The 26,974-nt window shown below is 64.0% G+C and carries 23 protein-coding genes and 2 tRNA genes; 6 read left to right on the top strand and 19 right to left on the bottom strand.

Features of this window, described 5'->3' with window-relative positions; translation table 11 throughout:
* Positions 1 to 214: 214 nt before the first annotated feature.
* Positions 215 to 1,615, bottom strand: coding sequence for an NCS2 family permease (locus AB656_RS00255; RefSeq protein ID WP_033504841.1), 1,401 nt, complete (start codon positions 1,613 to 1,615; stop codon positions 215 to 217).
* A 255-nt stretch (positions 1,616 to 1,870) separates the two neighbouring features.
* Here AB656_RS00255 and AB656_RS00250 point away from each other — a divergent pair, with 255 nt between their 5' ends.
* Complete coding sequence (locus AB656_RS00250) at positions 1,871 to 2,656, top strand: acetoin reductase (protein WP_033504842.1); 786 nt, start codon at positions 1,871 to 1,873, stop codon at positions 2,654 to 2,656.
* A gap of 107 nt (positions 2,657 to 2,763) precedes the next feature.
* On the opposite strand, the gene AB656_RS00245 is transcribed toward AB656_RS00250, so the two are convergent.
* Positions 2,764 to 3,768, bottom strand: coding sequence for an AEC family transporter (locus tag AB656_RS00245; RefSeq protein WP_033504843.1), 1,005 nt, complete (start codon positions 3,766 to 3,768; stop codon positions 2,764 to 2,766).
* 781 nt (positions 3,769 to 4,549) lie between these two features.
* Between AB656_RS00245 and AB656_RS00240 the strand changes: the two genes are divergently transcribed.
* Both AB656_RS00240 and AB656_RS00235 read left to right on the top strand, forming a co-directional pair.
* On the top strand, positions 4,550 to 6,898 hold the full coding sequence (locus tag AB656_RS00240; protein ID WP_158336149.1) for an RCC1 domain-containing protein: 2,349 nt from the start codon (positions 4,550 to 4,552) through the stop codon (positions 6,896 to 6,898).
* A 269-nt stretch (positions 6,899 to 7,167) separates the two neighbouring features.
* Positions 7,168 to 8,112 (top strand): AEC family transporter, encoded by a 945-nt coding sequence (locus tag AB656_RS00235; protein ID WP_033504981.1) that lies wholly within the window; start codon positions 7,168 to 7,170, stop codon positions 8,110 to 8,112.
* 64 nt (positions 8,113 to 8,176) lie between these two features.
* On the opposite strand, the gene AB656_RS00230 is transcribed toward AB656_RS00235, so the two are convergent.
* From AB656_RS00230 to AB656_RS00220, 3 genes are all read right to left on the bottom strand, one after another.
* A complete protein-coding gene (locus AB656_RS00230; RefSeq protein ID WP_033504980.1) occupies positions 8,177 to 9,499 on the bottom strand; it encodes a Maf family nucleotide pyrophosphatase in 1,323 nt (440 codons plus the stop codon).
* A 41-nt stretch (positions 9,500 to 9,540) separates the two neighbouring features.
* A complete protein-coding gene (argS, locus tag AB656_RS00225) occupies positions 9,541 to 11,337 on the bottom strand; it encodes an arginine--tRNA ligase (RefSeq protein ID WP_033504979.1) in 1,797 nt (598 codons plus the stop codon).
* Between the two features lie 683 nt (positions 11,338 to 12,020).
* Positions 12,021 to 12,096 (bottom strand) — tRNA-Arg (locus AB656_RS00220).
* 105 nt (positions 12,097 to 12,201) lie between these two features.
* Here AB656_RS00220 and AB656_RS00215 point away from each other — a divergent pair.
* Positions 12,202 to 12,831, top strand: coding sequence for a CYTH domain-containing protein (locus tag AB656_RS00215; protein WP_033504978.1), 630 nt, complete (start codon positions 12,202 to 12,204; stop codon positions 12,829 to 12,831).
* Between the two features lie 72 nt (positions 12,832 to 12,903).
* Here the strand turns inward: AB656_RS00215 and AB656_RS00210 are convergent, their stop codons facing one another.
* From AB656_RS00210 to AB656_RS00200, 3 genes are all read right to left on the bottom strand, one after another.
* Entirely contained in the window at positions 12,904 to 13,863 is a 960-nt protein-coding gene (locus AB656_RS00210; RefSeq protein ID WP_033504977.1) for a tetratricopeptide repeat protein, read from the bottom strand.
* A gap of 103 nt (positions 13,864 to 13,966) precedes the next feature.
* Positions 13,967 to 14,995: a DUF8094 domain-containing protein gene (locus AB656_RS00205; protein WP_033504976.1), complete on the bottom strand. Its 1,029-nt coding sequence runs from the start codon at positions 14,993 to 14,995 to the stop codon at positions 13,967 to 13,969.
* Positions 14,992 to 16,491: an ICP22 family protein gene (locus AB656_RS00200; protein WP_051905520.1), complete on the bottom strand. Its 1,500-nt coding sequence runs from the start codon at positions 16,489 to 16,491 to the stop codon at positions 14,992 to 14,994. The genes AB656_RS00205 and AB656_RS00200 overlap by 4 nt, the downstream gene beginning before the upstream one ends.
* Before the next feature lie 79 nt (positions 16,492 to 16,570).
* Between AB656_RS00200 and AB656_RS00195 the strand changes: the two genes are divergently transcribed.
* Positions 16,571 to 17,524, top strand: a complete 954-nt coding sequence (locus tag AB656_RS00195; RefSeq protein ID WP_033504975.1) for an FKBP-type peptidyl-prolyl cis-trans isomerase — start codon at positions 16,571 to 16,573, stop codon at positions 17,522 to 17,524.
* Positions 17,525 to 17,659: 135 nt separating this feature from the next.
* On the opposite strand, the gene nrdH is transcribed toward AB656_RS00195, so the two are convergent.
* From nrdH to atpB, 10 genes are all read right to left on the bottom strand, one after another.
* Positions 17,660 to 17,905: a glutaredoxin-like protein NrdH gene (gene nrdH / locus AB656_RS00190; protein WP_033504974.1), complete on the bottom strand. Its 246-nt coding sequence runs from the start codon at positions 17,903 to 17,905 to the stop codon at positions 17,660 to 17,662.
* A 261-nt stretch (positions 17,906 to 18,166) separates the two neighbouring features.
* Positions 18,167 to 18,922, bottom strand: a complete 756-nt coding sequence (gene nucS, locus AB656_RS00185) for an endonuclease NucS (RefSeq protein ID WP_033504973.1) — start codon at positions 18,920 to 18,922, stop codon at positions 18,167 to 18,169.
* A gap of 11 nt (positions 18,923 to 18,933) precedes the next feature.
* A complete protein-coding gene (locus AB656_RS00180) occupies positions 18,934 to 19,221 on the bottom strand; it encodes a F0F1 ATP synthase subunit epsilon (RefSeq protein ID WP_033504972.1) in 288 nt (95 codons plus the stop codon).
* A 2-nt stretch (positions 19,222 to 19,223) separates the two neighbouring features.
* On the bottom strand, positions 19,224 to 20,711 hold the full coding sequence (atpD, locus tag AB656_RS00175) for a F0F1 ATP synthase subunit beta (protein ID WP_033504971.1): 1,488 nt from the start codon (positions 20,709 to 20,711) through the stop codon (positions 19,224 to 19,226).
* Positions 20,712 to 20,719: 8 nt separating this feature from the next.
* On the bottom strand, positions 20,720 to 21,652 hold the full coding sequence (locus AB656_RS00170) for a F0F1 ATP synthase subunit gamma (RefSeq protein ID WP_033504970.1): 933 nt from the start codon (positions 21,650 to 21,652) through the stop codon (positions 20,720 to 20,722).
* 3 nt (positions 21,653 to 21,655) lie between these two features.
* Complete coding sequence (gene atpA / locus AB656_RS00165) at positions 21,656 to 23,299, bottom strand: F0F1 ATP synthase subunit alpha (protein ID WP_033504969.1); 1,644 nt, start codon at positions 23,297 to 23,299, stop codon at positions 21,656 to 21,658.
* A gap of 49 nt (positions 23,300 to 23,348) precedes the next feature.
* Complete coding sequence (locus AB656_RS00160; RefSeq protein ID WP_033504968.1) at positions 23,349 to 24,176, bottom strand: F0F1 ATP synthase subunit delta; 828 nt, start codon at positions 24,174 to 24,176, stop codon at positions 23,349 to 23,351.
* Between the two features lie 60 nt (positions 24,177 to 24,236).
* Positions 24,237 to 24,779: a F0F1 ATP synthase subunit B gene (locus AB656_RS00155; RefSeq protein WP_033504967.1), complete on the bottom strand. Its 543-nt coding sequence runs from the start codon at positions 24,777 to 24,779 to the stop codon at positions 24,237 to 24,239.
* Positions 24,780 to 24,845: 66 nt separating this feature from the next.
* Positions 24,846 to 25,073 (bottom strand): ATP synthase F0 subunit C, encoded by a 228-nt coding sequence (gene atpE, locus AB656_RS00150; RefSeq protein WP_033504966.1) that lies wholly within the window; start codon positions 25,071 to 25,073, stop codon positions 24,846 to 24,848.
* Between the two features lie 132 nt (positions 25,074 to 25,205).
* Entirely contained in the window at positions 25,206 to 26,018 is an 813-nt protein-coding gene (gene atpB / locus AB656_RS00145; RefSeq protein ID WP_033504965.1) for a F0F1 ATP synthase subunit A, read from the bottom strand.
* A gap of 295 nt (positions 26,019 to 26,313) precedes the next feature.
* Between atpB and AB656_RS00140 the strand changes: the two genes are divergently transcribed.
* A tRNA-Met gene (locus AB656_RS00140) sits at positions 26,314 to 26,390 on the top strand.
* Between the two features lie 137 nt (positions 26,391 to 26,527).
* Here AB656_RS00140 and AB656_RS07995 read toward each other — a convergent pair.
* Positions 26,528 to 26,929 carry a helix-turn-helix domain-containing protein gene (locus AB656_RS07995; protein WP_033504964.1) on the bottom strand — a complete coding sequence of 134 codons (402 nt, stop codon included), beginning with the start codon at positions 26,927 to 26,929 and terminating at the stop codon, positions 26,528 to 26,530.
* Positions 26,930 to 26,974 lie beyond the last annotated feature (45 nt).

The raw sequence follows: 26,974 nt of genomic DNA, 5'->3' as shown, positions 1-26,974 counted from the left end.
TGGGCTTGCCGGATGCCGGGACGCCCGGTGCGCCCCCTGCTCCTCCCCTCCCCTAGGTTCTGGTTTCAACCTGCCAAAAGGCGGCCTGTATCCCTTCGACACCGGTGCCCAGGCCCCGCACGCCGGGAGCGCCGGCGGTCCCCTGGCCCTTATACAGTGAACGCCCACCCAAGTGAAGCCCGGGTGGGCGTTCGTGCGTACATCCAACGCTGCTTTAGAAGATGGCTTGGAGGACGAAGTCCAGTATGAACAGGGCGCCTACGCCCCAGATGATCGGATGGACTTGCTTGGCCTTACCCTTGCAGGTCATGGTCAGGCAGTAGGTGATGAAGCCAGCGGCCACACCGTAGGAGATCGAGTAGGAGTAGCCCATGAAGATGGCGGAGAAGAAGGCGGGGATGGCCTCGGACAGGTCGGTCCAGTCAATCTCGCCGAACGTGGACATCATCATGCATCCTACGATGACCAGGACGGGGGCGGTCGCTGCCGAGGGCACCGCGGAGACGAGCGGAGCGAACAGGGCGGACAGGGCGAAGCAGGCCGCGATGACCACCGAGGTCAGGCCCGTGCGCCCGCCTGCGGCTATGCCCGATGCGGACTCCACGTAAGTGGTGGTGTTCGAGGTGCCGAAGAGGGAGCCGATCGAGGTGGCCGTGGCGTCCGCGAACAGGGCCTTGTCCATCTTGGAGGAGAAGCCATGGCCGGACTCCAAGGACCGCTCGTCCGCCTCGGAGAAGATGCCCGAACGGCGGCCGGTGCCCACGAAGGTGCCGATTGTGTCGAAGGTGTCGGACAGGGAGAAGGCGAAGATGGTGACCAACACGATCGGCAGTTTGGCCGGGTCGGAGAAGAGGGCTGGGAATCCGGCGGGAGTGAAGATGGCCAGGAAGGTCTGCGGCAGCTGGGAGGAGGCCTGACCGAGGTTGACCGAGCGGGCGGCGGTCGTCACCCCCATGGGGATGCCGATCAGGGTGACCACGATGATGGCGATGACGAAAGAGGCCTTGTTGAGAAAAGCCCAGCGGCCCTTGAACTTGCAGACCATCAGGACGATCGTCAGCACCAGACCGATGACGAATAGGATCGCCGAGGGCGTGTTGAAGGTGGCCAGGCTGGGGTTGGCGCCGGCCGCGGAGGACTTGTCAGGGCTGAACTTGATGATGCCAACGTTGAGCAGGCCTACGTAAGCGATGAACACGCCAATGCCGCCGCCGATCGCGTGTTGGAGGACGGGCGGAATCGCGCGAATAATCATCTTGCGCAGCTTGGTGACGGTGACGATTATGTTCAGCACGCCGCAGATGAAGACCATCGACAGGGTCTCCTGCCAGCTGAAGCCCAGCCCCTTGACCACGGTGAAGGTGAAGAAGGCGCAGAGCCCGACCCCCGGAGCCACGCCGTAGGGCACGTTCGCCACCAGGCCCATGACCAGGGTGCCGATGATGGCGGCGATGATCGTAGCGATGAAGACGGCCCCCCAGGGCATCCCCGCCGTGGACAGGACCGAGGGGTTGACCGCGATGATGTACGCCATCGCGAAGAAGGTGGTGATGCCGGCTACCACCTCTGTAGAAACTGTGGTATCATTCTCTTTGAGCCTGAACAGCTCGTGCATAGTTCTCCTATGTAATGTCATGATTTGGCGATCCGACATGCAGAAGAATAACACGAGCTCCAGGCTTTTTGCTTTTCCCGTCTCACAATGTGACTCCCCAGCGCCGTGCCCCGTATACGGATTGACGCGCCCTCAGGCGGCATGATAAAGTCACGAAAAGGGGATGGAGGACGTCGCAGAGTCCTCCGACTTGTGCGTCGCGTGCTTGTGCGGCGCGAATGAAGCGCCATTGGCGCGGATAGAAAAGAGACATGGATGTCAGAGCCAAAAGTAGCTGTAGTGACCGGCGCAGCCCGAGGAATCGGCCGTAGCATCGCCATCCAGCTTGCCAAGGACGGGTTCGACGTAGCCGTCGCCGACCTCAAGCAGCAAGAGCAGACCGCCCAGGAGACGATCGCCGCGATCGAAGCGGAGGGTCGCAAGACCTTCTTCCGGGCGACTGACGTGTCCAAGCGCGACGAGGTCTTCGGCCTGGTCGACGATGCCGCGGACCAGCTGGGCGGCTTCGACGTGATGGTCAACAACGCGGGCATCTGCCAGGTCACCCCCTTCACCGAAATCACCACCGAGCAGCTAGAGGCTATGGCGCGCGTTGACATCTTCAGCGTCGTCTACGGCATCCAGGCGGCTGCGGCCAAGTTCGAGGAACTGGGCAAGAAGCACGGCCGCATCATCTCCGCCTCCTCCATTGCTGGCTTCGAGGGCTTCCCGATTCTCGGCGCCTACTCCGGGGCAAAGTTCGCGGTGCGCGGCCTGACCCAGACCGCCGCCCAGGAGCTAGCGCCCAGGGGTATCACCGTCAACGGCTACGCCCCCGGCGTGGTCGATACACCCATGTGGGGCCAAATCGACGAGGAGATGGGCAAGCTGAACGGCAAGCCCAAGGGCGAGAACTTGAAAGGCATGGTGGATTCAATCGCCATGCAGCGCCTGGAGCACCCCGACGACGTGGCTGGCGTGATCTCCTTCCTGGCCAGCGATAAGTCCGCTTACATGACTGGTCAGACCATCATCGTAGACGGCGGCATGCAGTACCGCTGATTCCCCGGGTCCCCGCGAACTGTACAATTCTCGCCCCCGGCCGGCTTTGCAGAGCCCCGGTCGGGGGCGTTTTTCATGCCCCCTCCGCCCCCAGGCCAGCCGGGCGCTTACAGGGCCGCGGTCAACAGGTGCGCGCCGACCATAGCGACGGTGCTGATTACAGCGGTGAGGGCCAGGGTGAAGCCGGCCAGGCGGGCGTTGCCCAGCACCTTATCGGTGAACATGGTGGCGAAAATGGCGGTGGGAGACAAGCAGCACAGGGCGATGGCCTCGCGCACCACCGGGTCGAAAGGCAGCAGGAACCATGCGGCCACGGCGAAGATCAGCCCCAAGGGCAGCCGCCAGGCCAGCACCTGCCCCACGGCTTTGATGTCACCGCGTCCGTCCGGCAGTTCCATCAGCATCCCCACCATCAGCATGGAGACCAGCGCGTTCGCCCCGGAAAAGGGCTGCGTCACCTGCGCCACCCAGCTAGGCAGGTTCAGACCCAGCAGCATCATCAACGCCATCAGCAGGTACACATCGAAGCAGACCGAACCGAAGAACCCCTTACCAATGCCGACCAGCAGGGCCTTGCGCCGCAGCCGCCGGACGTCCGGGTCGTCCGAGCGCGGCCTGGGCATGACCGGCGCGTCCACCTCCCCTTGCTCGGACAGCGGCCTGCCGGGCTCGATGTGCAGGAGCGATTGGGTCATGACCGAAGTGCCTGCCGCCACCATCACGTCGTTGCCCAGGTCGAACATGGCAGCGGGCACCAAGGCCGCCGAGCCTATCAGTGTTTGCAGGAGCGGAAAGCAGAAGCAGCCGATGTTGAAGCCGGAGGTGTTGAGCATCAGGAAGGCGCGCCGGTCCGCGGGCGTACGCCGGGTGGTCAGGTAGACGCCCAGCGGCGGCAGCAGCGCGGCCAGCACGGCGAAGGCGGACAGCAGCAGGAAGCTCACCTGGTGGGGGTTGGTGGCAAATGAGTAGATGATGGCTCCAGGCAGGATCAGATTGAATTCGGCGGTCTGGAGGACTCGGTAGTCGCGCTCGCGGAAGAGCCTTAAGCGTTTGAAGAGGTAGCCAGCCAGGATAATCCCCAGCAGCGTCGCCGGTTGAATCAGGATCCTCATGCCCCCCACCTCCCAGTCTCAGACGCCGCGGTTTCCTTAATATTATCCCCGGGGGCGGGTCGCTGGACGAAAGCGAGGGGTCACCTGGTTTCAACGCGACACATCTTCGGTTACGGGAGGAGGGGTATGCGGAGTCTTCACAACGGCTCCTGCCAACGCTGGCCTACAAGTCGGCTCATACGGGGACGGCGCCCTACGCGGATTGGAACGATTTGACCATCTCATCCGCCGCTACGATTTCGTGCTCGACCCACTGACCACGGCCCCATCGGAGCGGACACGAGTAATCAATTTTTTGGGGAGGAGCTCTTCGCCTTTGGGGAGGAGCCCCTCGCCCACCTTGCGCTACGCCACCTTCTCTCAGCCCTTGCAACGGACAGGCGCTCCCCCTCACCACCGGCAAGCTGGCCCCGCCTGTGGTCCGCTCGTAACGTTCTCTGGCCCGCCAACTGTTTTTGTCGGGTGGTTTGGCTGCTACACTGGGAGCCCAGTCCAGTGAAGGGGTTTTCACGCGTTCGGATCGGTTGAGGAGCTAGGTCCGCCGCATTCCAACCCGCAATCAACATATATGGGCCTGTTTTGGAGGGGTGATGAGTCGTTTCCGCGCCGCCAGCGCCGCATTCGCGGCCCTGGCCATGATCCTCCTGGGGGGGGGGGTAATTCGGCGGCCCGGCCCGCCCACGCTGAACCCAACCACCTGACCCGATCAGGAGCCCCCACCTCGCAAACCGTGGACGGCTTCACCCTGTCCCCCACCAAAGGCCCCGCCAACCAAGACGCCATGGCCACGCTGACACCGCCAGCCCCACCAACCAACGTGCGCTTCACCCGAATCAGCGCAGGCGACAATCACAGCCTGGCCCTCGACTCGAACGGCAACACCTACGCCTGGGGACAGAACTACTACGGCAAGCTGGGCGACGGCACCACCATAACCCAGCGAAACCAGCCCGTACGCGTGCACGCGCCAGCCGGCGTGACCTTCACCCAAATCAGCGCAGGCTGGGGGCACAGCATGGCCATCGGATCGGACAACTACACCTATGCATGGGGTTACAACAATGAAGGCGAACTGGGCGACGGCACCCCCAACCTACGCAGCACGCCCGTGCGCGTGAGCACGCCAGCCGGCGTGCGCTTCACCCGAATCAGCGCAGGCTACTGGCACAGCCTGGCCATCGGCTCAGACGGCAACACCTACACATACGGCAGCGCTTACGCATGGGGAAATAACAGCGAAGGCGAGCTGGGCCATGGCACCGGCGGCAACCAACACACGCCCGCACCGGTGAGCACGCCCTCCAGTGGCAACCCCACGAACACCTGGAAAACCATCAGCGCAGGCAACAGTCACAGCCTGGCCCTCGACTCGGACGGCCACGCCTACGCATGGGGATACAACCGGTTCGGTCAGCTAGGCGACGGCACCACCAACGACCACAGCAAGCCCGCGCCGGTGCTCACGCCCCGGTATGTGATCGACGGCGTCGCCTTCGGCGGGGCAAGCGTCACCAGTAAGACCGTCAACGCCACCACCGGCGCCTGGGACATGCACGTGCCCCAACACACCCCGGGCGCCGTCGACGTGACCGTCGCCTACCATCTCGACGGCCTCGACGTGAACGGCAACATCGCCAACCCCAGATACCAGTCCGGCACGGTCACCCTGCGTTACACGTACGCCACCCCGTACACCGTCAGCTTCCAACTGGGCGGGGCGCCGGGAACCCCGCCCGCCAGCCAGTACTCGTACCCGGACGACCCGCAGCCCATCAACTGGCCGGTCCCCGACCCGGTTTGGGCGGGCCACTGGTTCGACGGGTGGGCCAAACCCGACGGCAGCCCCTGGGACTTCACCCAACCCGTCAGAAACGACCTGACCCTGACCGCCACATGGAGGACCCCACGGTTCACCATGACCCCCACCCGGGGCCCGGACACCGGCGGCACCACCGTCCACATCACACCACCCGACCCGCCCCAACCCCTCCGGTTCACCCAAATCAGCGCGGGCAGCTTCCACAGCCTGGCCATCGGCACCGACGGCAACACCTACGCCTGGGGGTACAACTTCAACGGCCAGCTCGGCGACGGCACCCGCGCCAGCCGCAGCGCGCCCGTGCGGGTGAGCACGCCCCCGGGCGTGCGGTTCACCGCCGTCAGCGCCGGCGGCTACCACAGCCTCGCCATCAGCAGCGACGGCCGCCTCTACAGCTGGGGATCCAACAGCAACGGCCAACTCGGCGACGGCGGCAGCAGCGACCGCAACACGCCCGCCCCCGTCAACCCGGCCACCGACAACACCGCCACCTGGAAAACCATCAGCGCCGGCGGCTACCACAACCTCGCCCTCCGCGCGGACGGCCACGCCTACAGCTGGGGAGCCAACACCCACGGGCAACTCGGCGACGGCGCCAACGACCCGAACCCCCACAGCACGCCCGCGCCCGTCAACCCCGCCGCCGACAACACCGCCACCTGGAAAACCATCAGCGCCGGCGACAGCCACAACCTCGCCCTCAACCGCGACGGCCACGCCTACAACTGGGGAGCCGACAACAACGGCCAACTCGGCGACGACAACACCACCGACCAACGACAACCCACGCCCGCCAGCCCGGCCGCCGACAACACCGACACCTGGACCGCCATCAGCGCCGGCGGCTACCACAGCCTCGCCCTCAACAGGGACGGCCACGCCTACAACTGGGGAGCCAACGGCTACGGCCAACTCGGCGACACCACCACCACCGAACGACACACCCCCACCCCAACCACACGCGCCATCACCATCACCGGCACCACCTTCGAGCCCACCAACGCCCCCACACCCACCTGGAACCCCACCACCCACACCTGGGACACCACCAGCCCAACCCACCCCGAAGGACAAGCCACCGTCACCATCCACTGGACCCTCGACGGCGCCACCCAACCCAACCACACCCTCACCTACGACTACACCCACTACTACACCCTGCCCAAAGCAGGCGGCGCCCCCACCCAACAACTCGCGGGAGCCACCCTCCTCACCCTCACCACCCTCACCGCCCTCACCCTCACCAGCCACCACATCACCCGCAAACACCACCACACCAACCAACCCACCACAACCACCAGCAGCAAATAACCAATCATGGAAGGCGCGCCGCTCAGCGGGGGAACGCGAGCGACGCGCCTTCCCCCTGCTCGTGGTAGTCAACCCCACGGCTTGACGCTTTCCTGCATTTGACAAGGGATGGGAAGAAATCCCCCGACCACCCTTAACCCAGCCAGCGGCAACCCCGGTAGCCGTCAACCACGGCAATTAGCGCGCAAGCCCGCCTGGGCGCAGGCAGGCGACAGGACGCGGGACATGGTAGAAAGTGTGTAGTCGCAATCGTCGTGGAGGGGGAATTCATGCCTGGGCTCTTGAGCGCGATGGAGGGGTTCTTCATCATCGGCGTGGTCATCGCGGTGGGCTATGTGGCGGCGCGCTTCCGAGTGGGCGGACCCACAGCACAGATGGTCCTCAACAAGTACTCCTTCTTCGTCTCCTCGCCCTGCCTGATGTTCGCGATCATGGCCAAGGAGCACCTGGGCGTCATCTTCCACCCGAGCATCATCGTGGCTTTCCTCTCAGCAGCCACGGTCGGCCTGCTCTTCGTGCTCCTCAACGCGCTCTTCTTCCGCATGGACGCGGCCAGCACCACAATCGGCGCCCTGAACTCGCTCTACCTGAACTCCAACAACATCGGCCTGCCGGTCGCCACCTACATCTTGGGCAACCCCAGCCTGGTGGCGCCGATCCTGCTCATGCAGCAGGTGGTTTTCACCCCAATCGGCCTGATTGTGCTCGACGCCACCACCTCCGGGCGGGTCTCGCTTACATCAATCGCCAAGCAGCCCCTGAAACAGCCCCTCCTCATCGGCTCCTTGGGCGGCATCGTCATCTCCGCCCTGTCTGACCACGTAGGGCATTTCATCCTGCCCGAATTCGTGTTCAAGCCCATCGACATGATCGGCGCCTCGGCGGTGCCCATGATCCTGATGGCGTTCGGCATGTCCCTGCACGGCAGCAAGCCCATGAAGGAGAAGACCGACCGACCAGCCACGCTCACCGTAGTGGTCCTGAAGAACCTGGTCATGCCGCTGGTCGCCTTCCTTCTGTCTTACTTCGTCATGGGCTTCCGGGGGGTCGAGCTCTACGGCTGCGTGGTCCTGGCGGCCCTGCCGACCGGCCAGAACGTGTACAACTACGCGGCCCGCTACGAGGTGGGCATGGGCTTCGCGCGCGACGGCATCCTCCTGTCCACCATCTCCTCGCCCATCGTGATAGCCCTCATAGCCGCCATCCTCTCCTGAGAGCCCTGGGTCCGGACCCACAGCGCAGGACAGCGCGCCCCGTCAGGCGGTCCGCTGCATGTGCCTACCTAACCGGCGGCAAGGCTTGCAAACGCTCCATGAAGGCGGGCCAGTCGCGGCCGAAGGCCTCCAGGAGCTCGCGGTCGGCCACCTGGTCCAGGGACACCCAAGCCAACTCCAGGCTTTCGTCGTCGTTCACGCGCGGCTCAACCTGGTGGCCTTCACGCTCCGTAGCGAAGACCGTGGTATAAGCCCAGGGGCCGTGGTCCTCCACGTAGGAACCGATTACGTCGATGTCCTCGGGGTGGATGTTCGCCTCCTCGTGCGACTCGCGTAGGGCGCCCTCCACCGGGCTCTCCCCGTCGGCGATGGCTCCGCCGGGCACCCCCCAGGTGCCGCCCTCGGCCGACCAGGCGGCGCGGTGCTGGAGGAGGACCTGGCTGACCAGGCCCGTCTGCGGGTCCCGCCGGGCCAGGAGCACTCCGGCGGCGCCGTTGAGCCCCCAGTGCAGGCGGCCGCAAGCGCAATCGACCCAGCCATCTCCAGGCTGGTGAATGTTGCCGTCCGGCACCTTCGCCGTCTCCGGGTGCACGGCCTGCTGGCGCTCCCTGTCCTCGCGCTCGTTCCACAAGTCCGACCACTTAAATCCTAGGCTCTCCACCAGCGAGCGCATGGTAGGCAGGCTGAGCCCCATGACCCCGCTGGGGTCGCCTTGGATGGACGCGATGAAGGCGGAACCCAAGCCTTCCAAGGTGAAGGACCCGGCTACCTCCAAGGGTTCGCCGGTGGCCACGTAAGCCGCCATATCGGCGTCGGTGTAGTCCCCGAAGGTCACCTGGGCCTCGGAGCTGGCCTGGACCCGGCGCCCGGAGGCCAGGTCAATCAGGCAGTGACTGGTCCACAGGGTCCCGGTCTCGCCACGCATGGCCTTGAGCCGCTCCAGGGCGCGCTCGGGGGTGTGCGGCTTGCCCAAGGCCTCGCCTTGGAACTCGAACAGGGAATCGCAGCCGATGATCAGAGGGCCCGCTGCCGCGTTCAACATGCCTTGCCCAGCGGCCACCGCCTGCTGCATGGGCTGGCGGGAGTGGATGGAGCCGTAGCCCTCATCGAGCGGGCGCGAGAGCAACTGCTCGCCCCGGGCCCGGGATTCGGTTTCAATCACGGCCTGCAAACGCTCCTGCACGGCACCGGCTTTGGCGCCGGCCAGGATGGTGACCCGTTCCCGGGCGGGCAGGAAGTGCAGGCTGACGCCTCGCTCGCTGGCCGCGGTTTTAAGGGCCGCGGATTCGTCCACCTGCGACACCCGAATGGTGGGCCGGATGCCTGCGCGAAGGAGCAAATCACGGCGGGAGGGCGACTGGGAGGCGAGAATCACGGGTATGGTCATGCTGCTTATCCTTCCGGCAGGCGACTTGCCTGCGCGCGGGTTCACATCTTTTCGGGAGCGGATACGCCCAGCAAGCCCAGGCCGTTAGCGATGACCCGCTGGACCGCGTCGTTGAGCTTCAAACGCGCGGCGGCGCGGGCGGGCTCCGGGTTCTTGGCCTTTTCCAACTCGGCGGCGCGCTCCCCGCCCTCCCGGTTCTCCGGGTCGGTCAGCGGCATGGGAACCACACGCTCCAGGTTGTACCAGCGGTGGTAGGCGCCCGCCAAGTCCTCCAAATAGTGGGCGATGCGGTGGGGGGCCCGCTGGTCGGCGGCGGTCTGCACCACGGACGGGTACATGGCCAGCTGGGCCAGCACGGCCTCGTCGGCTTCGGAGTCGAGCAGGCTCAGGTCGGCGAGCGTCGTGTCAATGCTGGCGGCTGCGGCGTTGCGGTCCACGTTCTTGGAGCGGGCGTGGGCGTACTGCACGTAGTAGACCGGGTTTTCGTTGGTGTGCGAGGCCAGGAGGTCCAGGTCGATGTCCACCGACTGGTTGTAGTCGGTGCGGGCCAGGGAGTAGCGGGCGGCGTCCACACCCACGGCCTCCACCAGGTCGTCGATGGTGACGACGTTGCCGGCGCGCTTGGACATGCGCACGGCCTTGCCGTCCTTGATCACATTGACCATCTGCCCTATCAGAATCTGCATGTTCACGCCGGGCTCGTCGCCAAAGGCCGCGCACATGGCCATCATGCGGCCGATGTAGCCGTGGTGGTCGGCGCCCAGCATGTAGATGGCCACGTCGGCCGGGCTCACCTGCCTGTGGCGCTTGTTGTAGTAGTAGGCGATGTCGGCGGCGAAGTAGGCGTAGTTGCCGTCCGACTTGATGATCACGCGGTCTTTGTCGTCGCCGTGCTTGGTGGAGGCGAACCAGGTGGCGCCGTCCTGCTCGTAGATGTCGCCCTTGGAGCGCAAAACGTCGAAGGCCCGCTCCACTTCGCCGTCCTCGTACAGGCTGTTCTCGTGGAACCACACGTCGAAATTCACGCGGAAATCCTTCATGGACTGCTGGATTTCGGCGAACATCATCGGCACGGCCCGCTTGCGGAACTCCTCGCGCTGGGGCGAATCGCCCTCGCCCAACGGTTCGCCCTCACTGTTCGCGCCGGCGTCCACGCGCCCCAGGTTCAGGATGTCAACGCCGTCCGCCTGGGCCTGCTCAATCACCCGCTGGGCGATTTCGTCGATGTAGGCGCCCTTGTATCCGTCGGCGGGCGCGGGCTCGCCGTGGGCCGCCGCCACCAGGGACTTGGCGAAGCGGTTGATCTGCTCGCCGTGGTCGTTGAAGTAGTACTCGCTCACCACCTGCGCGCCGTTGGCTTTGAGCACGCGCGCCAGGGAGTCTCCCACGGCCGCCCAGCGGGTGCCGCCGATGTGGATGGGCCCGGTCGGGTTGGCCGAGACGAACTCCAGGTTGAGCGTCTTGCCCGCCAGGTGCCCGTTGGAACCGTAGGCCTCACCAGCCTCCAGCACCGTGTCCACCACGGCCGCCGAAGCCGCCGCGTCCAGCGTGATGTTGATGAAGCCGGGCCCTGCCACCTCGACGGAGGCGATGCCGTGCCCGTTGACCAGCTCGTTGGCAACCGACTGCGCCAAATCGCGCGGGTTCATGCCGGCCTTCTTGGCCAGTTGCATGGCCACATTGGTGGACCAGTCGCCGTGCGCCCGGTCCTTAGGCCGCATGACCGCGAGCTTCCCGACCTCCGGTATATCCTCGGCTCCCAAGGCGCCAAGCGCGGTCTGCTCAGCCAAACTCCGGCACACAGCATTAATCTCAATAGCAAGTTCTTCAGGGCTCATGCCCCCAAGTCTAGCGAAAGCACTGACCGGCCCCGCCATATACCAGGGAAGTCATTCTTACCTCATGTGTTTCAGTACGCCGGTGCACTTTATGCAACATAGCCGGCCGACGGCCATCGTTAAAATACAATTCCGTTGGAAAATAGCCGATTCCGGCTTCCCGTAGTTCATCGGCTTAAATGCAAAACATCTACCACACGGCCAATTCTCATTAATTTACACGCGAATCGTTATCACTCGACTCAGCAAGATAGAACGGCAGGTACCGTGCCGCTTTCCTCGATTTTGCCGTTGGATCCAGAAATATCAACCCAGCTTCTACAGTCTCACGTATCAACTGAGAAACAAGTGCGGTCTTACGGCTAGACAGCCCGACTCGCAACTGATAGCGCAGCAGTACTGCATCAACTTGTCGTTATTGTATTGGTGGGCAGCCTCTTTCAACTCAAGATGTCGAGATTCATCGCCCGTAAGATATTGGCGGAGTTCATCTTCATCTGAAACTGCCATATGCCCGTACCTATCTAACTTAAATAGAAAATCGTTGGAAAATCAGCCATCAGGGCTTATTGTAGCTGACAAAATTAAATAAAATCGGTCACTTCTGTCCGGGTGCTTCCGCCGCATCCAACCACACACAGCAAACTCCTGCAACCTTCTAGGAATCGCAGGGGGGTTGCTACTGGTGGGCTCGAAGGGATTCGAACCCTCGACCTTCTGCTCCGGAGGCAGACGCTCTATCCGCTGAGCTACGAGCCCAAGTCGCTGCCCTGACGCGCTGGCGCCAGGAACGACGTTCGCTATTCTAGCCCATCCCACGGCCATTCGCACCCGTCGCGCGCCGCCGCCCGGTAGAATGGTCGCATGGATGAAGACAGGGACGATTTTGAGTTCGAGCGCCGGTTCTTCTGCCGCCAACTGCCGGAGGACCTGGATGACGGCGACGCGCCCACGCTGATCGTGCAGTCCTACTTCGTGCACGAGGACAATTACGCCCTGCGGGTGCGCCTCCAGGCCGAGGGCGTGCGCCGGCGCATGGACGCCCGCACCGATGCCCTGAATGTGCTGTTGGAGGAGCGCGACCACTTCGCCGCCGCCTCGATGACCGTCAAGGGGCCGGCCGTGGGCGGCACCCGCTACGAGGCCGAGCGCCCGCTCGACCCGAGCATAGCGGCGGAGCTGGTGGTGCGCGGGGGCTCGCTGATCGTCAAGAACCGCTACGGGGTCTGGCTGAACGAGGACTGGTGGAACGTGGACATCTTCGGCGGGGGCAACGCCCCCCTGGCCGTGGCCGAGGTCGAGCGCTCCGGGCCGGTGACCGACCTCGTGATTCCGCCCTTCTGCATCACCGAAATCACCGATGACCCGCGCTTCTCCAACGACGGCCTAGCCGAACGGCCCTACCGCACCTGGGCCTCCGCCTTCGAGCAGGAGCTCCAGGAGAACGGCTCCCACTTCCTGGAGAACTTCGGCTCCAACCGAAGCTTGGACTAACCAAGCGGTCGGCGATTAGGGAAACAGGTCCGGGCTTACGTTCGGTCCTTGCCCCAGGCTCAGGCCCAAGACTCAGTACATGGATGTGGCCAGGCGGCGCCGGGACGCAGCCAGGCGTGGATCCGAGGGTTCGAGTATCGAGAAGTACTCCAGGAGCCGGTCGTGGACCGGGGTCATCTGCGCCTTGTGGGTGGCGATGAAGTCGATCAGCCGCCCCATAGCGTCCTCCACCTTGCCACCAATCATGTCCACGTCGGCAGCGGCCATCTGGGCATCCGCATCGTCCGGCCGGTCCGCGGCCGCCTGACGGGCCTCGCGCACGTCCACCTGGGCCGAGCGATCCATCAGCAGGGCCTTGGCCCGTTCTCGCGCAGCCAGCTGATCGCCGGGATCGCCCTCCAAGACCTTGGCGTAAGCCCGGGCAGCGCCCGCATAGTCGCCTTCCTGGGCCATACGGTGGGCCTCCTGGTGGGCCGGGGGCACAGTCGGCGCTGTGGGCTCCTGCCCCTCCTGGCCATCGCTATCGCCACCCTCTTGGTAGGGGGCGGAACCAGTGATCCCCTGCTGCTGGGCCAGCTGGATAATCTGTGGAATCAGCTGGTCGGTGATCTGCTGCAACTCCTCGGCCGACGGCAGGCCTTCCAAAATCGGCATGGGGCGGCCGGCCAGCAGGGCGTAAAGGGCTGGAGCGCCCTTGGCTTGAAGGGCTTGGGCGATCTGCGCCTGGGCGGAGACGTCGACGCGGGCCAGCTGAAGCTTGCCCCCCTGGCCGTTGACCGCGTCCGCCAAGGCCCGAGCCATAGGGAAGAGCCGGTCGTCGGTGGGCAGCCAGAGCAGGAGAAGGATGGGGTAGGTCGCGGATGTCTGCACCATAGCCGGGAATGAGGCCTCGGTCACGTCAATCACATACCCGCCGGCCGCTGGAGCGCCTCCAGCCTGCCCGGGCTGGGCATCCACCTGGTGCTTCAAAGACCCCAGGTCCACTGCGCCCGCTAGCGACAATCCCGGCTGAGGCTGATCATGCTGAGCCATGCGACCATCTCCTTATGCTTGAAGGATACGTATATTTCCAAACCTAGCCCTGCGCCCGCCCAAGCCGCGCCCTCTTCCCCAGCGGCTTAGCGGCTCGTGGGAGCTAGATGGCCTCCACTTTAATCGGCTGGCGCTCGGCGCCCACCGCCTTAATCGGCTCCGAAGACGAGGAGGGCGGCACGTAGAGGGCGACTACGTTCACGTAGGTCACTTTCATCGTGCTCGTGGCTTTGCCTCCACCGAAAAGCGCCTTCTCCGCGTCCGAGGCGGGCAGGGATTCGCGCCCCTCGCCGGCCTTGCGCGTCCAAACCGAATCAATCTGCGCCACAACCAGGTCGCCCCCGTCCGAGGAGCGCATGACCCTGATCTGCCCTTGCACGGGTTGGAAGACCTGCTCCTGCTCGCCCTTGTTCGCATCGATGCCTTGCTGGACGGTCTGCGTCAGCTTGTCGATCGACTCGCGCAAGTAATCGGAGGAGAACTCCTGAGCGTGCTTGCTGTCCTTGCCATGCTGAAGCAGGTCGGCGTAGTGGTCGACGGCCTGGGCGGGCGTCTGCTTGAGGCTCTTGTCGTCCGCGGCTCCCATCTGGGCGCCGATCGTAGGCACCGGGAACTTGGGCAGTTGCGCCCCCTGGAAGAGGCGGGCCACCCCCCAGAGCTTGTAGTTCTGCCGGGCGGACTGCTGGTCCATGACCAGGAGCCGCTTGGACTGCTGGTCCTCGGTCGTAGTGGTGATGGCGAACACCGACCGGGGCCAGCCTGTGTCGCCGGGGATCACGGTCTGGGCGATCTTGCTTGGGATCGTGGTCTTGGGGTCGAGCTTGCCCGTGGCCTTGGCGATTGAAAGCTCGGAGGAGCGAATCTCCAGTTGGGGGCCGGTCACGCGCGCGTCCAAGCCTGTGGGGTCCTTGGCCTCGTTCGCCTTGTTCAGCGTCTCGATGATGGTGCCACGAATCTTGGCCTCTTGCTCGGTGGTCAAGTCGGGCATGGGCGTGGCAGATGAGCTGGCGGTGTCCTGAGCGCTGGGCTTGGGCACTTGGCCCTCGCAAGCGGTCAACCCAACCAGGGCCGCGCCTGACAGGACGGCAGCCAGGGCCTTGCTCGCCCACTGCTTACGGCTGGGTCGAATCATTGTGATCCCCCCTTCCGTTCCTGGGGCCCAGGGCTGCTCTTGGCGCCCCGCGCCTTCAATCGTTGGGCCCGGGTGCGGCTGCGGATATCGCCTTGGTCCACTTCCGTGGTCTCATCGCTGATGCCGCTTTCCTGGCCTGGATTGGTGCGGTCATCGATGTCCTCGCCCTTCCCGGCGATTTTTGCGGGTCCGGAGGACGGCGAGGCGCCCACCGTGGTGTCGTCAATTTCGGCGGAAGCGCGCGACGGACCGGCCTGACGGGTTTCGTCCGAGACCTCAGCCCCGTCTTCGCCCTCGCTCACTTCGGGCTGCGCATCGGCTGCGCCTTCAGCCTGAGCCCCGTCGCCAGGGTCGGCTTTGGCAGCGGTGTCTTGCGCATCGCCCGCGTCCGTAGACCCGTCGCTGGATACCTCGTCAGCCAGACGGCTCAAGTAGGCCTGTAGGGAATCCTCGCCACCAGCTCCACCGGTCGGAGCGGATTGCCCCTGCGCCTGGTCGCTGCCGCCAGCAGGGGCTTCATCAGCCTCGGCGCCGGATTCGCCGCCGTCCGGGTTTGCCTGGTGATCGGCCACCATATTCTTGGAGGCCACATCCACGATCTTGGGCTGTTGACCCGTCCGGTCCTCTTGCCCGCCCTCAGGTCGTGAGTGACGCTTGGAGCCGGGCTTACGCCGCTTGAAGACCGATGCCAAGGGGGCCAAAACACCGCCGAACGCTTGAGCTACGGTGACTTCGGGCTCCTCCTTGCCTCCCTTGCCCTTGCGGAGCTTGGCGGGGTCCATCGCTAAGACCGACGCGGACAGGACCGCGAGAAGGGTCAGCAGCCCGCCTGCGATGTAGAAGGGCAGGGAGAAGTTAGGCAGCTTGTTCCGGCCCCAGTGCATCTTCACATCCACGCGCGGGCGGACGCTCTGGTCCGCCTTCTCCTGCGCTTGCTTGCTCCCCCGGTCCGCTTCCACGCTAATGATCGCCACCTGCCCTGGTTGGGCATCGGCCGTCATGGTGACCGCCGCGCCGCCGCACTTGACTTGCTGCCACATATCCGAATGCTGGAAGTCCACTTGCCCGTCGTCTTTGGCTTGCTTGCCCGGCGCCCGCGCGCCGTCGGTCTCCAGCTTGGTCCAGCTATCCAAGCCCTTGACGCGCGTGTACGACTGACCGGCCATCCAGCCGGTCGCGTCTTGGACCGACCCTATGGCCATGCAGACCTGGATGCCAGGCTTGCGCCCGTCACCCAGGGACGCGGTCACGCTCACCTGGTCGTCCACCAGCTGGAGCACGCCCGGATCGGTCACCACGTATGCGGAATCGACCTCGGTCGAAGCGTCCACTTGTTGGTTTGGCTTCCAGATCGTCGCGTTCAAGGCCCCGAAGACGAAACAGGCCACGGCAAGCAGCCCGAAGATAGGCGTGACAACGCCGCGCATGATCTTGGCCCTCTTGGTGGTGGCGCGCTTGACCGCCTCGCCTGGCTCTTCGCTCGTTGATATGCTCATAACATGCCCCATTCTACAGGGGACGGCGGGCAAGAGGCCTTGACGCGAAAATCAGCCTGGGAGGATAGGCTGGGTTTCTATGAACATACACAAGCTTCGTTCAGCGGTCAAAATGGCCGCCTGCTGCTGCGCCCTGGCCTTGGGCCTGGGCTTGACCGCCTGCGGATCCAGTAATCCGGCACCCTCCAGCGGGGGGTCATCCTCATCCGCCTCAGCTGGCGGCAAACTCGAAGGGGTCTCCGCTGACGGCAAACTGGGCCAGAAACCCAAGATCTCCTTCAAAACCCCCTTGGAGGTGACCGACAAATCCTGGCAAATCGTCCAGGAGGGCGATGGTGAAGCCATGCAGGACGGCGACCACCTGTGCGTGCGCTCAGTGGCGGTCAGCGCCAAGGACGGCAAGGAGCTGGACTCCACCTGGGAGAAGGGTTCGCCCGACTGCCAAATCTCGGTGAACCGCAAATCCTACCCGCAGTACTATGACGCCTTCAAGGCGATGAAGGTCAACGGCACCCTGGCCGTGGGCATTAACGACGCTTCGGGCCAGTCCACCGGCGACAACAAGTACGTGATGGCCCTGACGATCGTCTCCAAGTTCAAGCCGCTGACCCGCGCTAAGGGCGAAGCCGTCAAGGACATACCCGCCGACCTGCCCAAGATTTCCCTGGACTCCAGCGGCAAGCCCAGCTTGAACCTGAACGGTTATCAGCCCTCAGGCAAACTGGTCTCACAGACCCTGATCAAGGGGACCGGACCGGTCGTCAAAGACACGCAGTCGGTCACAGCCCACTACACCGGCTGGTTGGCTTCCAACGGCAAGCAGTTCGACTCCTCCTGGGACCGGGGCGAACCGGCCGATTTCAGCCTGGACCAAGTGGTCAAGGGCTGGAAGCAAGGCCTGGCCGGGCAGACGGTCGGCTCCCAGACGCTCCTGGTCGTGCCGCCGAACCTGGGCTACGGCGACAAGGCCCAGAAGGGCATCCCTGCCAATTCCACGCTGATTTTCGTCGTGGACATCCTGGCCGCTTACTGACGTACCCAGTCCCTGGCCCGGCCCTCCAGGCCCGGGCATCACGAGAGGCGGGGCAGCGAACACCGGTTCGTCGCCCCGCCTCTTTCACGTACCGCCGCCCTGGACCAGGCTGCAAGAGCCCGCCCGGAATTCGACTCAGGCCTCGACCTTGGCCGACTGCTCGGCCAGCTGCTTAATCATGTCGGGCCGGTAGCCGCTCCAAGTCCCCTGGTCGCTGACGACGATCGGAGTCTGTTTGAATCCCCGGGCCATGAAGGACTCGACCAGCTCGGGCTGGGAGGTCAGGTCAACCGCGTCGAAGGCCACGCCCCGCTTGGCCAGCTGGCGCTTGGTCGCGTCGCACTGGGGGCAATGGGCTTTGGTGTAGACCGTGACTGACATGATGTCCTCTCTAAAAAATAACCTGCGTATTCGCTCTGCGTCCGCCGCCCGTTCAACCGGGCCTCCTGTGTACTCTAGTCAAGGGACCCCGGGCCAGCAAACCACAATACATAGAGGCGTGTCTTACCTGGAAACCCTATATTTAGTAGCTTCCAGCGGATACGTAAGGCTCACGAGAGCTGAGAGCAATACTGCCATATAAGTCACATTTGACGGGCTCGACGCCCAACCACCCCGACCACGAAAGGGGGCCCCAGGCAGTCAGAAGAGGGTGATCTCGCCGCTTTCGGCGCCCTTCATCTCCTCGTAGTCGAGGATCAGGCATTCGAAGCCCCTGTCCTCGGCCAGCACACGCGCTTGAGGGGTGATGGTCTGAGCGGCGAAGATGCCACGCACCGGGGCCAACAAGGGGTCCCTGTTCAGGAGCTTGACGTACCTGGTCAACTGTTCGACCCCGTCGATGCCTCCGTGGCGCTTGATCTCGATGGCCACATGCATCCCCTGGCCGTCCGTGGCCATGATGTCGACCGGGCCGATGGGCGTGGGATACTCGCGGCGCACCAACCTGGCACCTTCGCCAATCCGCTCGATCTGCTGGGCCAGGTAGCGCTGGAGATGGTCCTCCACCCCGTCCTTGACCAGGCCCGGGTCCTTCCCCAGGTCGAAATCCTGGTCGCTGTAAGTGTGGTAGATGCTGATTGTCAGCACGTCACTGGACTTGCTTGCGCACACGCGCAATATGCGCTCAACGCCCGGCGCTTCCTCCTGGCCTACAGGCAGGTCGTCGGGCTGGACTGGGTCGTCTTCGCCTGGTGCGGCGGCCTGCTCGTCTTGCGGGCGAACCTCTTTGAGCGTGCAGGGCGCGCACATCCAATTGAGCGGCTTATAGGAGCCGAGCTCGGAGAAAATCAAACATGAGAAATCCGCTTTAACCAGCAGGACCCGCTTGGCCCGGGGCAGGCTCGCCGTGAGCCGCCCCGAGTACTCAGCTGAGCAATCCGCTACGATGACGCGCACTCAGCGCTCACTCAAGCGGACTGGGACTCATCGTCGCAGCGGTCCACCGCGACGGTGAGCTTGTTGGAATCGAAGGAGACGAAGCCGGCGCTGACTGGGAAGTCGGTGCGCTGACCGTCCTCCTGGACCACGGTCAGCGTGCCCTTCTTGGTGAGGACCAGGACCGGCTCATGGTCGGGTAGGATGCCCATCGCGCCCTCGGTGGCCGGAATCGTGACCGACCGGGCCCGCCCAGACCAGACGGGCCTATCGGAGGCCACGACGTTCACCACGATGGTGCCCTTGGAGGAAGCAGCCATGATTACTTGTATTCCTTCTGCATCTCGTGCCAGTTGCGCTCCAGGTCCTCCAGACCGCCGATGCCGGAGAAGGCCTGCTCGGGCACATCGTCATAGGCGCCGTCGCAGATGCGGGTGAAGGCCTCGATGGTCTCGGAGGCCGGCACATAGGAACCCTTACGGCCGGTGAACTTCTCCGCCACGTAGAAGTTCTGGCCCAGGAACTGCTCGATCTTGCGGGCGCGGTTGACGGTGGTCTTGTCCTCCTCGCCCAGCTCGTCGATGCCGATCAGGGCGATGATGTCCTGGAGCTCCTTGTTGCGCTGCAAAATGGCCTTGACGCGGTTGGCGCAGTCGTAGTGAGCCTGGCCCACGTAACGCGGATCAAGGATTCGCGAGGTGGAGGCCAACGGGTCCACGGCTGGGTAGATGCCCTTGGAGGCGATGTCGCGCGAAAGCTCGGTCGTCGCATCCAAGTGGGCGAAGGTCGTGGCCGGGGCGGGGTCGGTGTAGTCGTCGGCGGGCACGTAAATGGCCTGCAGGGACGTGATCGAGTGGCCTCGGGTGGAGGTGATGCGCTCCTGTAGGGCGCCCATCTCGTCGGCCAGGTTGGGCTGGTAACCCACGGCGGAAGGCATACGGCCCAGCAGGGTCGAGACCTCGGAGCCGGCCTGGGTGAAGCGGAAGATGTTGTCGATGAAGAGCAACACGTCCTGGTTCTGCACGTCGCGGAAGTACTCGGACATGGTCAGAGCGGTCAGCGGCACGCGCAGACGGGTCCCCGGGGGCTCATCCATCTGGCCGAAGACCAGCGCGGTCTTCTCCAAGACGCCAGCCTCCTCCATCTCGCCGATCAGGTCGTTGCCCTCACGGGTGCGCTCACCGACTCCAGCGAACACGGAGACACCGCCGTGGTTCTGCGCCACGCGCTGGATCATCTCCTGAATCAGCACGGTCTTGCCGACGCCAGCGCCGCCGAACAGGCCGATTTTGCCACCCTCCACGTAGGGGGTCAGCAGGTCGATGACCTTGATGCCAGTCTCGAACATCTGGGTCTTGGACTCCAGCTCGTCGAAGGCCGGAGGATTGCGGTGGATGGGCCAGCGCTCCTTGACCGTGATGGTCTCACCCTCTTTTTTGTTGAGGATGTTGCCCGCCACGTCGAACACGTGGCCCTTGGTCACGTCGCCGACCGGCACCTCGATGGGGCCGCCGGTATCGGTGACCTTGGCGCCGCGCACCAGGCCGTCGGTGGGCTTCAGGGCCACCGTACGCACGGTCGAATCGCCCAGGTGCTGCTCCACCTCAAGCATGATCGTCTTCAGGGACTCGCCCTCGGTGTCCGAGGACTGGCTCAAGTCCACGGTCAGGGCGTTGTAGATGTCCGGCAGATGGCCCGCCGGGAACTCCACATCGATGACCGAGCCCTGCACGCGGGTGACCCGGCCTTCAGTGGCCTTGTCGAGCGCAGGGTCCTGGGCCGCTGTGGTCTGCTCTTGCTGTGCAACCATTGGCGTTCCTACTCTTCCTCTTTATTCAAAGCATCGGCGGAACCGATGATTTCGGTAAGTTCCTGGGTGATCGAGGCCTGGCGTGAGGCGTTGAGCTTGCGGGTCAAGTCGTCGATCAGGCCGCGCGCGTTGTCCGTCGCCGTGTGCATGGCGTTCTGCCGGCTGGCGGTCTCCGAGGCCGCGGCTGTCAGCAGACACTCGTGGATGCGTCCCTGTATGTACTTGGGCAGCACCGAGTCCAGGACCTTTTCGGCCGAGGGCTCGAAGTGGTAGAGGGCGGTCATCTCGTGCTTGTCTTCGCCCGGAAGGGGCGCGTCGACGGCGCTGGAGGCATCGCTGGCTTGGACGAGCTCAAGGGGCAGCATCCGCAGGACCCGCACCCGTTGAACCACCATGTTGACGAACTCGGTGAACACGATGTAGAGCTCCGAGACCCCACCCTGGTCCGCCGTCGCCATATAAGCGTCCATCAGCGTGGAGGAAATCTCCTCCGCGATCCGAACCCCGGGCTTGTCGGTGTCCCCCTCCCAAGTCTTCGCGATCTGGCGATTGCGGTACTTGTAATAGGAGACCCCGCGGCGGCCGTAGACGAAGAGCTCGGGCTGCCGACCGGACTTATCCAGCTTGCTGAGCAGGTTCTCCGTCTCGCGGATGATCGAGGACGTGTAAGCCCCCGCCATGCCGCGATCGGCCGTCAGCGCGAGCACCGCCACGCGGGGGTTCTTCTCGTTCTTCTTGATGATCGGGTGTCGGATGTCATCGTTGTGGGCCACCAAAGCCTGCACCGCGTCGAAAATCGCATCAGAGTACGGCTTCGCATCCAGGGCCACCTTACGGGCCTTGGCGATGTGCGAAGACGCGATCATCTCCTGGGCGTTGAAAATCTTCTCCAGCGACGATGTGGAGGCGATCCTGGACTTGAATGCGAGCTGAGAGACCATGTTCTACCGCTCCCCCGCTTTGCTCTCCTGGACCTGCAGCTTCTCCTGCTCCACCTTGACCTCCTGGGACTCGCTAGACGCCTCGCCGCCCAGGGTCTTGCCATCATGCGTGACGAAGGTCTTGGCGAACTCATCGGTGGCCTGATCCAGGGCCTTCTCCATGTCGTCGGTGAAGTCGCCGGTCTCGCGAATGGTCTTCAGGATGTCGGTGTTGTGGTCCAGGTAGTCCAGCAGGCCGTGCTCGAAGGGCAGCACATCCTCCAGGTCCAGCTCATCCAGCTTGCCGTGGGTGCCAATCCAGACCGAAACGACCTGGTTCTCCATCGGATAGGGGGAGAACTGAGGCTGCTTCAAAAGCTCGGTCAGGCGGGCGCCACGGGTCAGCTGCGCCTTCGACGCCGCGTCCAAATCGGAGGCGAACATGGCGAAGGACTGAAGCGAGCGATACTGGGCCAGCGAAATCTTCAGGGTGCCGGAGACCTTCTTCAGGGCCTTGGTCTGAGCCGCGCCACCGACGCGGGAGACCGAGATGCCGACGTCCACTGCGGGGCGCTGATTGGCGTTGAAGAGGTCGGACTGCAAGAAGATCTGACCGTCGGTAATCGAAATCACGTTGGTCGGAATGTAGGCCGAGACGTCGTTCGCCTTAGTCTCGATGATCGGCAGGCCGGTCATCGAACCGCCGCCCAGGTCGTCGGAGAGCTTGGCGCAGCGCTCCAGCAGCCGGGAGTGCAGGTAGAACACGTCGCCAGGGTAGGCCTCGCGCCCCGGCGGGCGACGCAGCAGCAGGGAGATTGAACGGTAGGCTTCGGCCTGCTTGCTCAAATCGTCGAAGACGATGAGCACGTGCTTGCCGTTGTACATCCAGTGCTGGCCGATGGCCGACCCAGTGTAGGGTGCGATGTACTTGAAGCCGGCGGAGTCAGAAGCCGGGGAGGCCACGATCGTCGTGTACTCCATGGCGCCGGCCTCCTCCAGGGAGGAGCGCACCGAAGCGATCGTCGTGCCCTTCTGGCCGATGGCCACGTAGATGCAGCGCACCTGTTTCTTGGGGTCGCCGGAATCCCAGTTGGCCTTCTGGTTGATGATTGTATCCAGCGCGATGGCGGTCTTGCCGGTCTGGCGGTCGCCGATGATCAGCTGACGCTGTCCGCGCCCGATTGGAGTCATGGCGTCGATGGCCTTCAGGCCGGTGGCCAGGGGCTCATCCACCGGGTGGCGGTGCATGACGTCGGGGGCCTGAGCCTCCAGGATGCGCCTGCCCTCGGTCTTGATCTCGCCCAGCCCGTCAATCGGCTGCCCCAGAGGGTTCACTGTGCGGCCCAAGTAGCCGTCGCCGACTGGCACCGAAAGCACTTCCCCGGTCCGGCGGACTTCCTGGCCCTCTTCGATGCCTGCGAAGTCGCCGAGAATCACCACGCCGATCTCGCGGGCGTCGAGGTTGAACGCCAAGCCGAGCGTGCCGTCCTCAAAGGTCAGCAGCTCGTTGGCCATGCAACCAGGCAGCCCTTCCACGTGCGCGATGCCATCGCCAGCCGTCCGTACATGCCCAACCTCCTGGGTGGGCGTGTCCGAGGGCTGGTAGGACTCAACGAAATCGTCAAGCGCCTTGCGCACCACGGCGGGATCAATGGTCAATTCTGCCATGATCACTCCTTTTGTCGTATCTGTTCAAGTCTGTCATACCTCCGGTCGCTTACCCGGCCACAGCCATCTGGCGCTTGAGCCCCTTGAGCTGGGCGGCGACCGTATGGTCGGTCACCTCCGAGCCGTACTCCACACGCATGCCGCCCAGGACCGCAGGGTCCACGACCGCATTGATGTGGATGTTCCTGCCCAGTTTCCTGGCGTACACCTCGGCCACCTTATCGCTCTGCTCCTGGCTCAGCGGGACCGCAGTGACCACGGTGACCATCGTCTCCTTCATATGCGAAGAGAAACGGTCGATCAGCCAGTTGAGCGTCTCGAGGAAGCGGCGGCCTCTCAGGTCACGCGTGGCGTGTTCGCTCAGCTGAATGGTCACCTGGTGCAGGTTCTTGCCAGCCAGCAGTTCATCCAACAGGGCGACGCGCGCCTTGGAATCGCTGTACTCGTCGGACAGGCGGAAGAGCACGATCGGCAGGTCGATCAGGGCTGAGTGAATCTGAGCCAGCTCGCCGGCCACTTGCGCGGTCTCGCCTTTGACGGCCGTGTAGCAGGCCACGGCGTCCACGGCCAGATCCTCGGCCGCATTGGCGATGTGGGCCAGCTTGCTCCAACGGCGGCCCGACAGGTCGCGTAGGATCTCCACCGTAGCGTCCTGAGCCCTTCCCTTGAGGAGCTCGTCCACCACGCGGACCTTGTCCTGAGCTGGCCGCGAAGGGTCTGTCAGGGCGCGTTCCAGGCGCGGATCGGCGTCGAGCAGGTTCACGAAACCGAAGAGCTCCTCGGCCACGTCGAACGCGCCTGCGCCTAGTCCCTCCAGGAGGGGCGCGAACTTGGTCCTCGCCTCCTGATCGGAGACGAGCGAAGCTTCTCCTCGCATGTCACCTCCTCCTCGTCCGCCGCTGGCGCTCGGCCAGCCGCTGGGTCTTTCTGCCAGTCATCATGCCTTCGTCAAGTCCGAATCCCGCCCGCCAGCGTCGGCGATGATCGAGTCGATCATCGAGGACTGCACGGCGGAGTCTTGGAGCTGGGAGCCCAGGATCTTGCCTGCGAGGGCGGTGGCCAACGTGCCCACCTCGCCCTTCAGGGAGACCAGGGCCTGCTGCTGCTGGGACTGAATCGAGCGCTCGGCGTTGGCGGTAATCTGCTCGGCCTCGCTCTCGGCCCGGGTGCGGGCGTCGGCCACGATGTGGGAGGCCTCGGCCCTGGCGTCGTCACGGATCTTGGAAGCCTCCACGCGGGCCTGGTTCAGCTGGTCCTCGTAGCTCTTCTTCGCTTGGTCCGCTGCTTCCTGAGCCTTCTTCGCCTTCTCGATGCCGCCTTGGATCTGCGCGGCGCGGTCGTCGAAGATGGCCTGGAACTTGGGCATGAAGTACTTGTAGAAGAAGACCGCCAGGATGATGAGGATGACCAGTGACCAGAAAATGTCATAAGTCTTGGGGATGAACAGGCTTACACCCCCGTTGGCCGCTATCGGCTCCATCTGCGTCTCCTTTCTTTAGTCTTGCCTTGCACTGCTTTGCTTGCCTACCCTCTGCGGGCCAGCTCGCTAGGCGATGAAGATCGCCACGAAGCCCAGCAAGCCGAGCACCTCGATCAGGGCCAGACCGATGAACATGACGGTCTGGAGCTTGCCGCTCATCTCGGGCTGGCGAGCCATGCTCTCCAGGGTCTTGCCGACCACGATGCCCAGACCCAGGCCGGGGCCGATGGCCGCGAGGCCGTAGCCGATGATGCTGACGCTGCCAGTGACCTCAGCGAGAGTGATGATGTCCATATTTATGTTCCTTTCCTAAACCGTCGCCGGTTGTGGGTTTACAGTGGCGAAAGCGATCCCTAGGCGCGGGCGTCCGTAGACGCGCCGCGATTCAAGGTCCGTCCCGTCCTTGCGCCTTCCATCCCATTCATATCAGTCCACCTCGGGGTAGCTCTGATTGATGTAGACCGTCGACAGAATGGCGAAGACGTATGCCTGGAGGGCCGCCACGAAAATCTCGAAAGCGGTGAGCGCGAAGCCCAAGGCGAACCAGCCCGCGCCCGCCAGGACGAGCAGCTTGTTGCTGGCCACGATGATGTAGAACTGGGCGAACGCCAGGCTGATCGCCACCAGCAAGTGGCCGGCGATCATGTTGGCGAAGAGTCGAATGGTGAGGGAGGCCGGCTTGATGACCAGCATCTCCAGCAGCTGGATGGGCGTGAGCAGGATGTAAATCGGCCAGGGCACACCCGCAGGGAACAGCTCCTGCTTGAGGTACTTGCCCAGGCCCTGGGAGCGCACGCCTGCCACTATGTACTGGATCAGCGTCCAGACGGCGAATACCAGAGGCATGGTGATCGTAGCCGTGGCTGCGATGTTCAAGCCAGGGATGATGCCGCACAGGTTGAAGCACATGACCGTCAGGAAGATGGTCGTAATCATCGGCACGTAGCGGCGGCCGCGCAGCTCGCCCATCACCTCGTAGACGATGGAATCGCGCACGAACTCGATCAGCCATTCGACCGCGCCCTGCCAGCGCGAGGGAATCAGCTTGGCCCTAGCGGCGGTGATGCCCAAAACCAGGAGGATGACGACCATAGCGATGAAGCGGACGAAAATAATGCGGTTCATCGCGAACGGAGTGCCTTGGAAGAGGATTTCGGGCGGCATGAAGTCGTCGATACCGGGAAGCTCCGGCTTCGAAGCCGCCAGTATAAGCGGGCCGCTCCCTACTGCTTCTACCATCTATCGCCTCCTGAAATGGCAATCTGCGCTTACTATAGCGCCCGACATCGCCATTCACCGTCTATTGACCGCGTTTTGACCCGACTAGAGCCTAATCTTCCTCAGTCTAGGCGCATTTAAACGCAAATGCCAAACCACATAACTACCCGCAACAAATTACCCCTTTTAGCCGCGCAAGGTAAATGAGGGCCGAGAAGCCTTGGCACTACGCCCTTCGCCCGGCGTTTCACCCATACCGAAACTTGACAATCGCAATCGAGTCACTATAGTAGATAGAGCTGCGCAAGGCAGCCGACGCGGGGTGGAGCAGCTCGGTAGCTCGCTGGGCTCATAACCCAGAGGTCTCAGGTTCAAATCCTGACCCCGCTACCATTAAGCTCGGAATCTCTATGATTCCGAGCTTTCGCTTTTCCGGTCCCGAGCACTGTTCATCAAGGCGTGTTCAATAGGGACCCTTACGCGGCGGCGCGCGCAAATCAGTAAGGCGCAGGAGTGGTACCGCCCCCTCCTTATACAGCCGGCCGCGCTTCATCCGGGTCCCCCCTTCCACCGCCGTCGTAAGGGACGACCAGGGGACTGATGAAGGCGGGGAATTCCTTCGGAGTGACTCCCAAAGCCCAGGCCAGGGACCACAGGGTGTCCACGCGAAAGCTCTTGACCTGCCGACGGCCGTTCAGGAGCTCGATGACGGTGGAGCGGTCCAGGCCCGAACGTTCGGCGATCGCGTTGATGGAGACGCCCCGCTCGGCTTTCAGGTCTCGGACCATCGCGCGCCAATTCTCCCAGTCCAGGAGCGGGGGAGGAATCAGCCCCGGGGCCTGGGAGGCCACATCAGGCACGGCGGCCAGTGAGGTGGCCACCAGGTCGGGGACACCACCAAGCGAATCTAGGTAGTGGGATTTATCCTTCATACGCCCATTCCAACGGGCTTTCCTCGCTCTATAAAGTGGTATTCA

Source organism: Bifidobacterium actinocoloniiforme DSM 22766 (assembly GCF_001263395.1).
In the GTDB taxonomy this organism is placed as follows: Bacteria; Actinomycetota; Actinomycetes; order Actinomycetales; family Bifidobacteriaceae; genus Bombiscardovia; species Bombiscardovia actinocoloniiformis.
Note: the sequence above shows the minus strand (reverse complement) of the source record. Positions and strands in the feature narration are given on the sequence as shown.

What these genes read in the sequence shown, in the direction of transcription:
- AB656_RS00255 (WP_033504841.1), bottom strand. Translation starts at nt 1,615, where the DNA reads ATGCACGAGCTGTTCAGGCTCAAAGAGAATGATACCACAGTTTCTACA.
- AB656_RS00250 (WP_033504842.1), top strand. Translation starts at nt 1,871, where the DNA reads ATGTCAGAGCCAAAAGTAGCTGTAGTGACCGGCGCAGCCCGAGGAATC.
- AB656_RS00245 (WP_033504843.1), bottom strand. Translation starts at nt 3,768, where the DNA reads ATGAGGATCCTGATTCAACCGGCGACGCTGCTGGGGATTATCCTGGCT.
- AB656_RS00240 (WP_158336149.1), top strand. Translation starts at nt 4,550, where the DNA reads ATGGCCACGCTGACACCGCCAGCCCCACCAACCAACGTGCGCTTCACC.
- AB656_RS00235 (WP_033504981.1), top strand. Translation starts at nt 7,168, where the DNA reads ATGCCTGGGCTCTTGAGCGCGATGGAGGGGTTCTTCATCATCGGCGTG.
- AB656_RS00230 (WP_033504980.1), bottom strand. Translation starts at nt 9,499, where the DNA reads ATGACCATACCCGTGATTCTCGCCTCCCAGTCGCCCTCCCGCCGTGAT.
- argS (WP_033504979.1), bottom strand. Translation starts at nt 11,337, where the DNA reads ATGAGCCCTGAAGAACTTGCTATTGAGATTAATGCTGTGTGCCGGAGT.
- AB656_RS00215 (WP_033504978.1), top strand. Translation starts at nt 12,202, where the DNA reads ATGGATGAAGACAGGGACGATTTTGAGTTCGAGCGCCGGTTCTTCTGC.
- AB656_RS00210 (WP_033504977.1), bottom strand. Translation starts at nt 13,863, where the DNA reads ATGGCTCAGCATGATCAGCCTCAGCCGGGATTGTCGCTAGCGGGCGCA.
- AB656_RS00205 (WP_033504976.1), bottom strand. Translation starts at nt 14,995, where the DNA reads ATGATTCGACCCAGCCGTAAGCAGTGGGCGAGCAAGGCCCTGGCTGCC.
- AB656_RS00200 (WP_051905520.1), bottom strand. Translation starts at nt 16,491, where the DNA reads ATGAGCATATCAACGAGCGAAGAGCCAGGCGAGGCGGTCAAGCGCGCC.
- AB656_RS00195 (WP_033504975.1), top strand. Translation starts at nt 16,571, where the DNA reads ATGAACATACACAAGCTTCGTTCAGCGGTCAAAATGGCCGCCTGCTGC.
- nrdH (WP_033504974.1), bottom strand. Translation starts at nt 17,905, where the DNA reads ATGTCAGTCACGGTCTACACCAAAGCCCATTGCCCCCAGTGCGACGCG.
- AB656_RS00180 (WP_033504972.1), bottom strand. Translation starts at nt 19,221, where the DNA reads ATGGCTGCTTCCTCCAAGGGCACCATCGTGGTGAACGTCGTGGCCTCC.
- atpD (WP_033504971.1), bottom strand. Translation starts at nt 20,711, where the DNA reads ATGGTTGCACAGCAAGAGCAGACCACAGCGGCCCAGGACCCTGCGCTC.
- AB656_RS00170 (WP_033504970.1), bottom strand. Translation starts at nt 21,652, where the DNA reads ATGGTCTCTCAGCTCGCATTCAAGTCCAGGATCGCCTCCACATCGTCG.
- atpA (WP_033504969.1), bottom strand. Translation starts at nt 23,299, where the DNA reads ATGGCAGAATTGACCATTGATCCCGCCGTGGTGCGCAAGGCGCTTGAC.
- AB656_RS00160 (WP_033504968.1), bottom strand. Translation starts at nt 24,176, where the DNA reads ATGCGAGGAGAAGCTTCGCTCGTCTCCGATCAGGAGGCGAGGACCAAG.
- AB656_RS00155 (WP_033504967.1), bottom strand. Translation starts at nt 24,779, where the DNA reads ATGGAGCCGATAGCGGCCAACGGGGGTGTAAGCCTGTTCATCCCCAAG.
- atpE (WP_033504966.1), bottom strand. Translation starts at nt 25,073, where the DNA reads ATGGACATCATCACTCTCGCTGAGGTCACTGGCAGCGTCAGCATCATC.
- atpB (WP_033504965.1), bottom strand. Translation starts at nt 26,018, where the DNA reads ATGGTAGAAGCAGTAGGGAGCGGCCCGCTTATACTGGCGGCTTCGAAG.
- AB656_RS07995 (WP_033504964.1), bottom strand. Translation starts at nt 26,929, where the DNA reads ATGAAGGATAAATCCCACTACCTAGATTCGCTTGGTGGTGTCCCCGAC.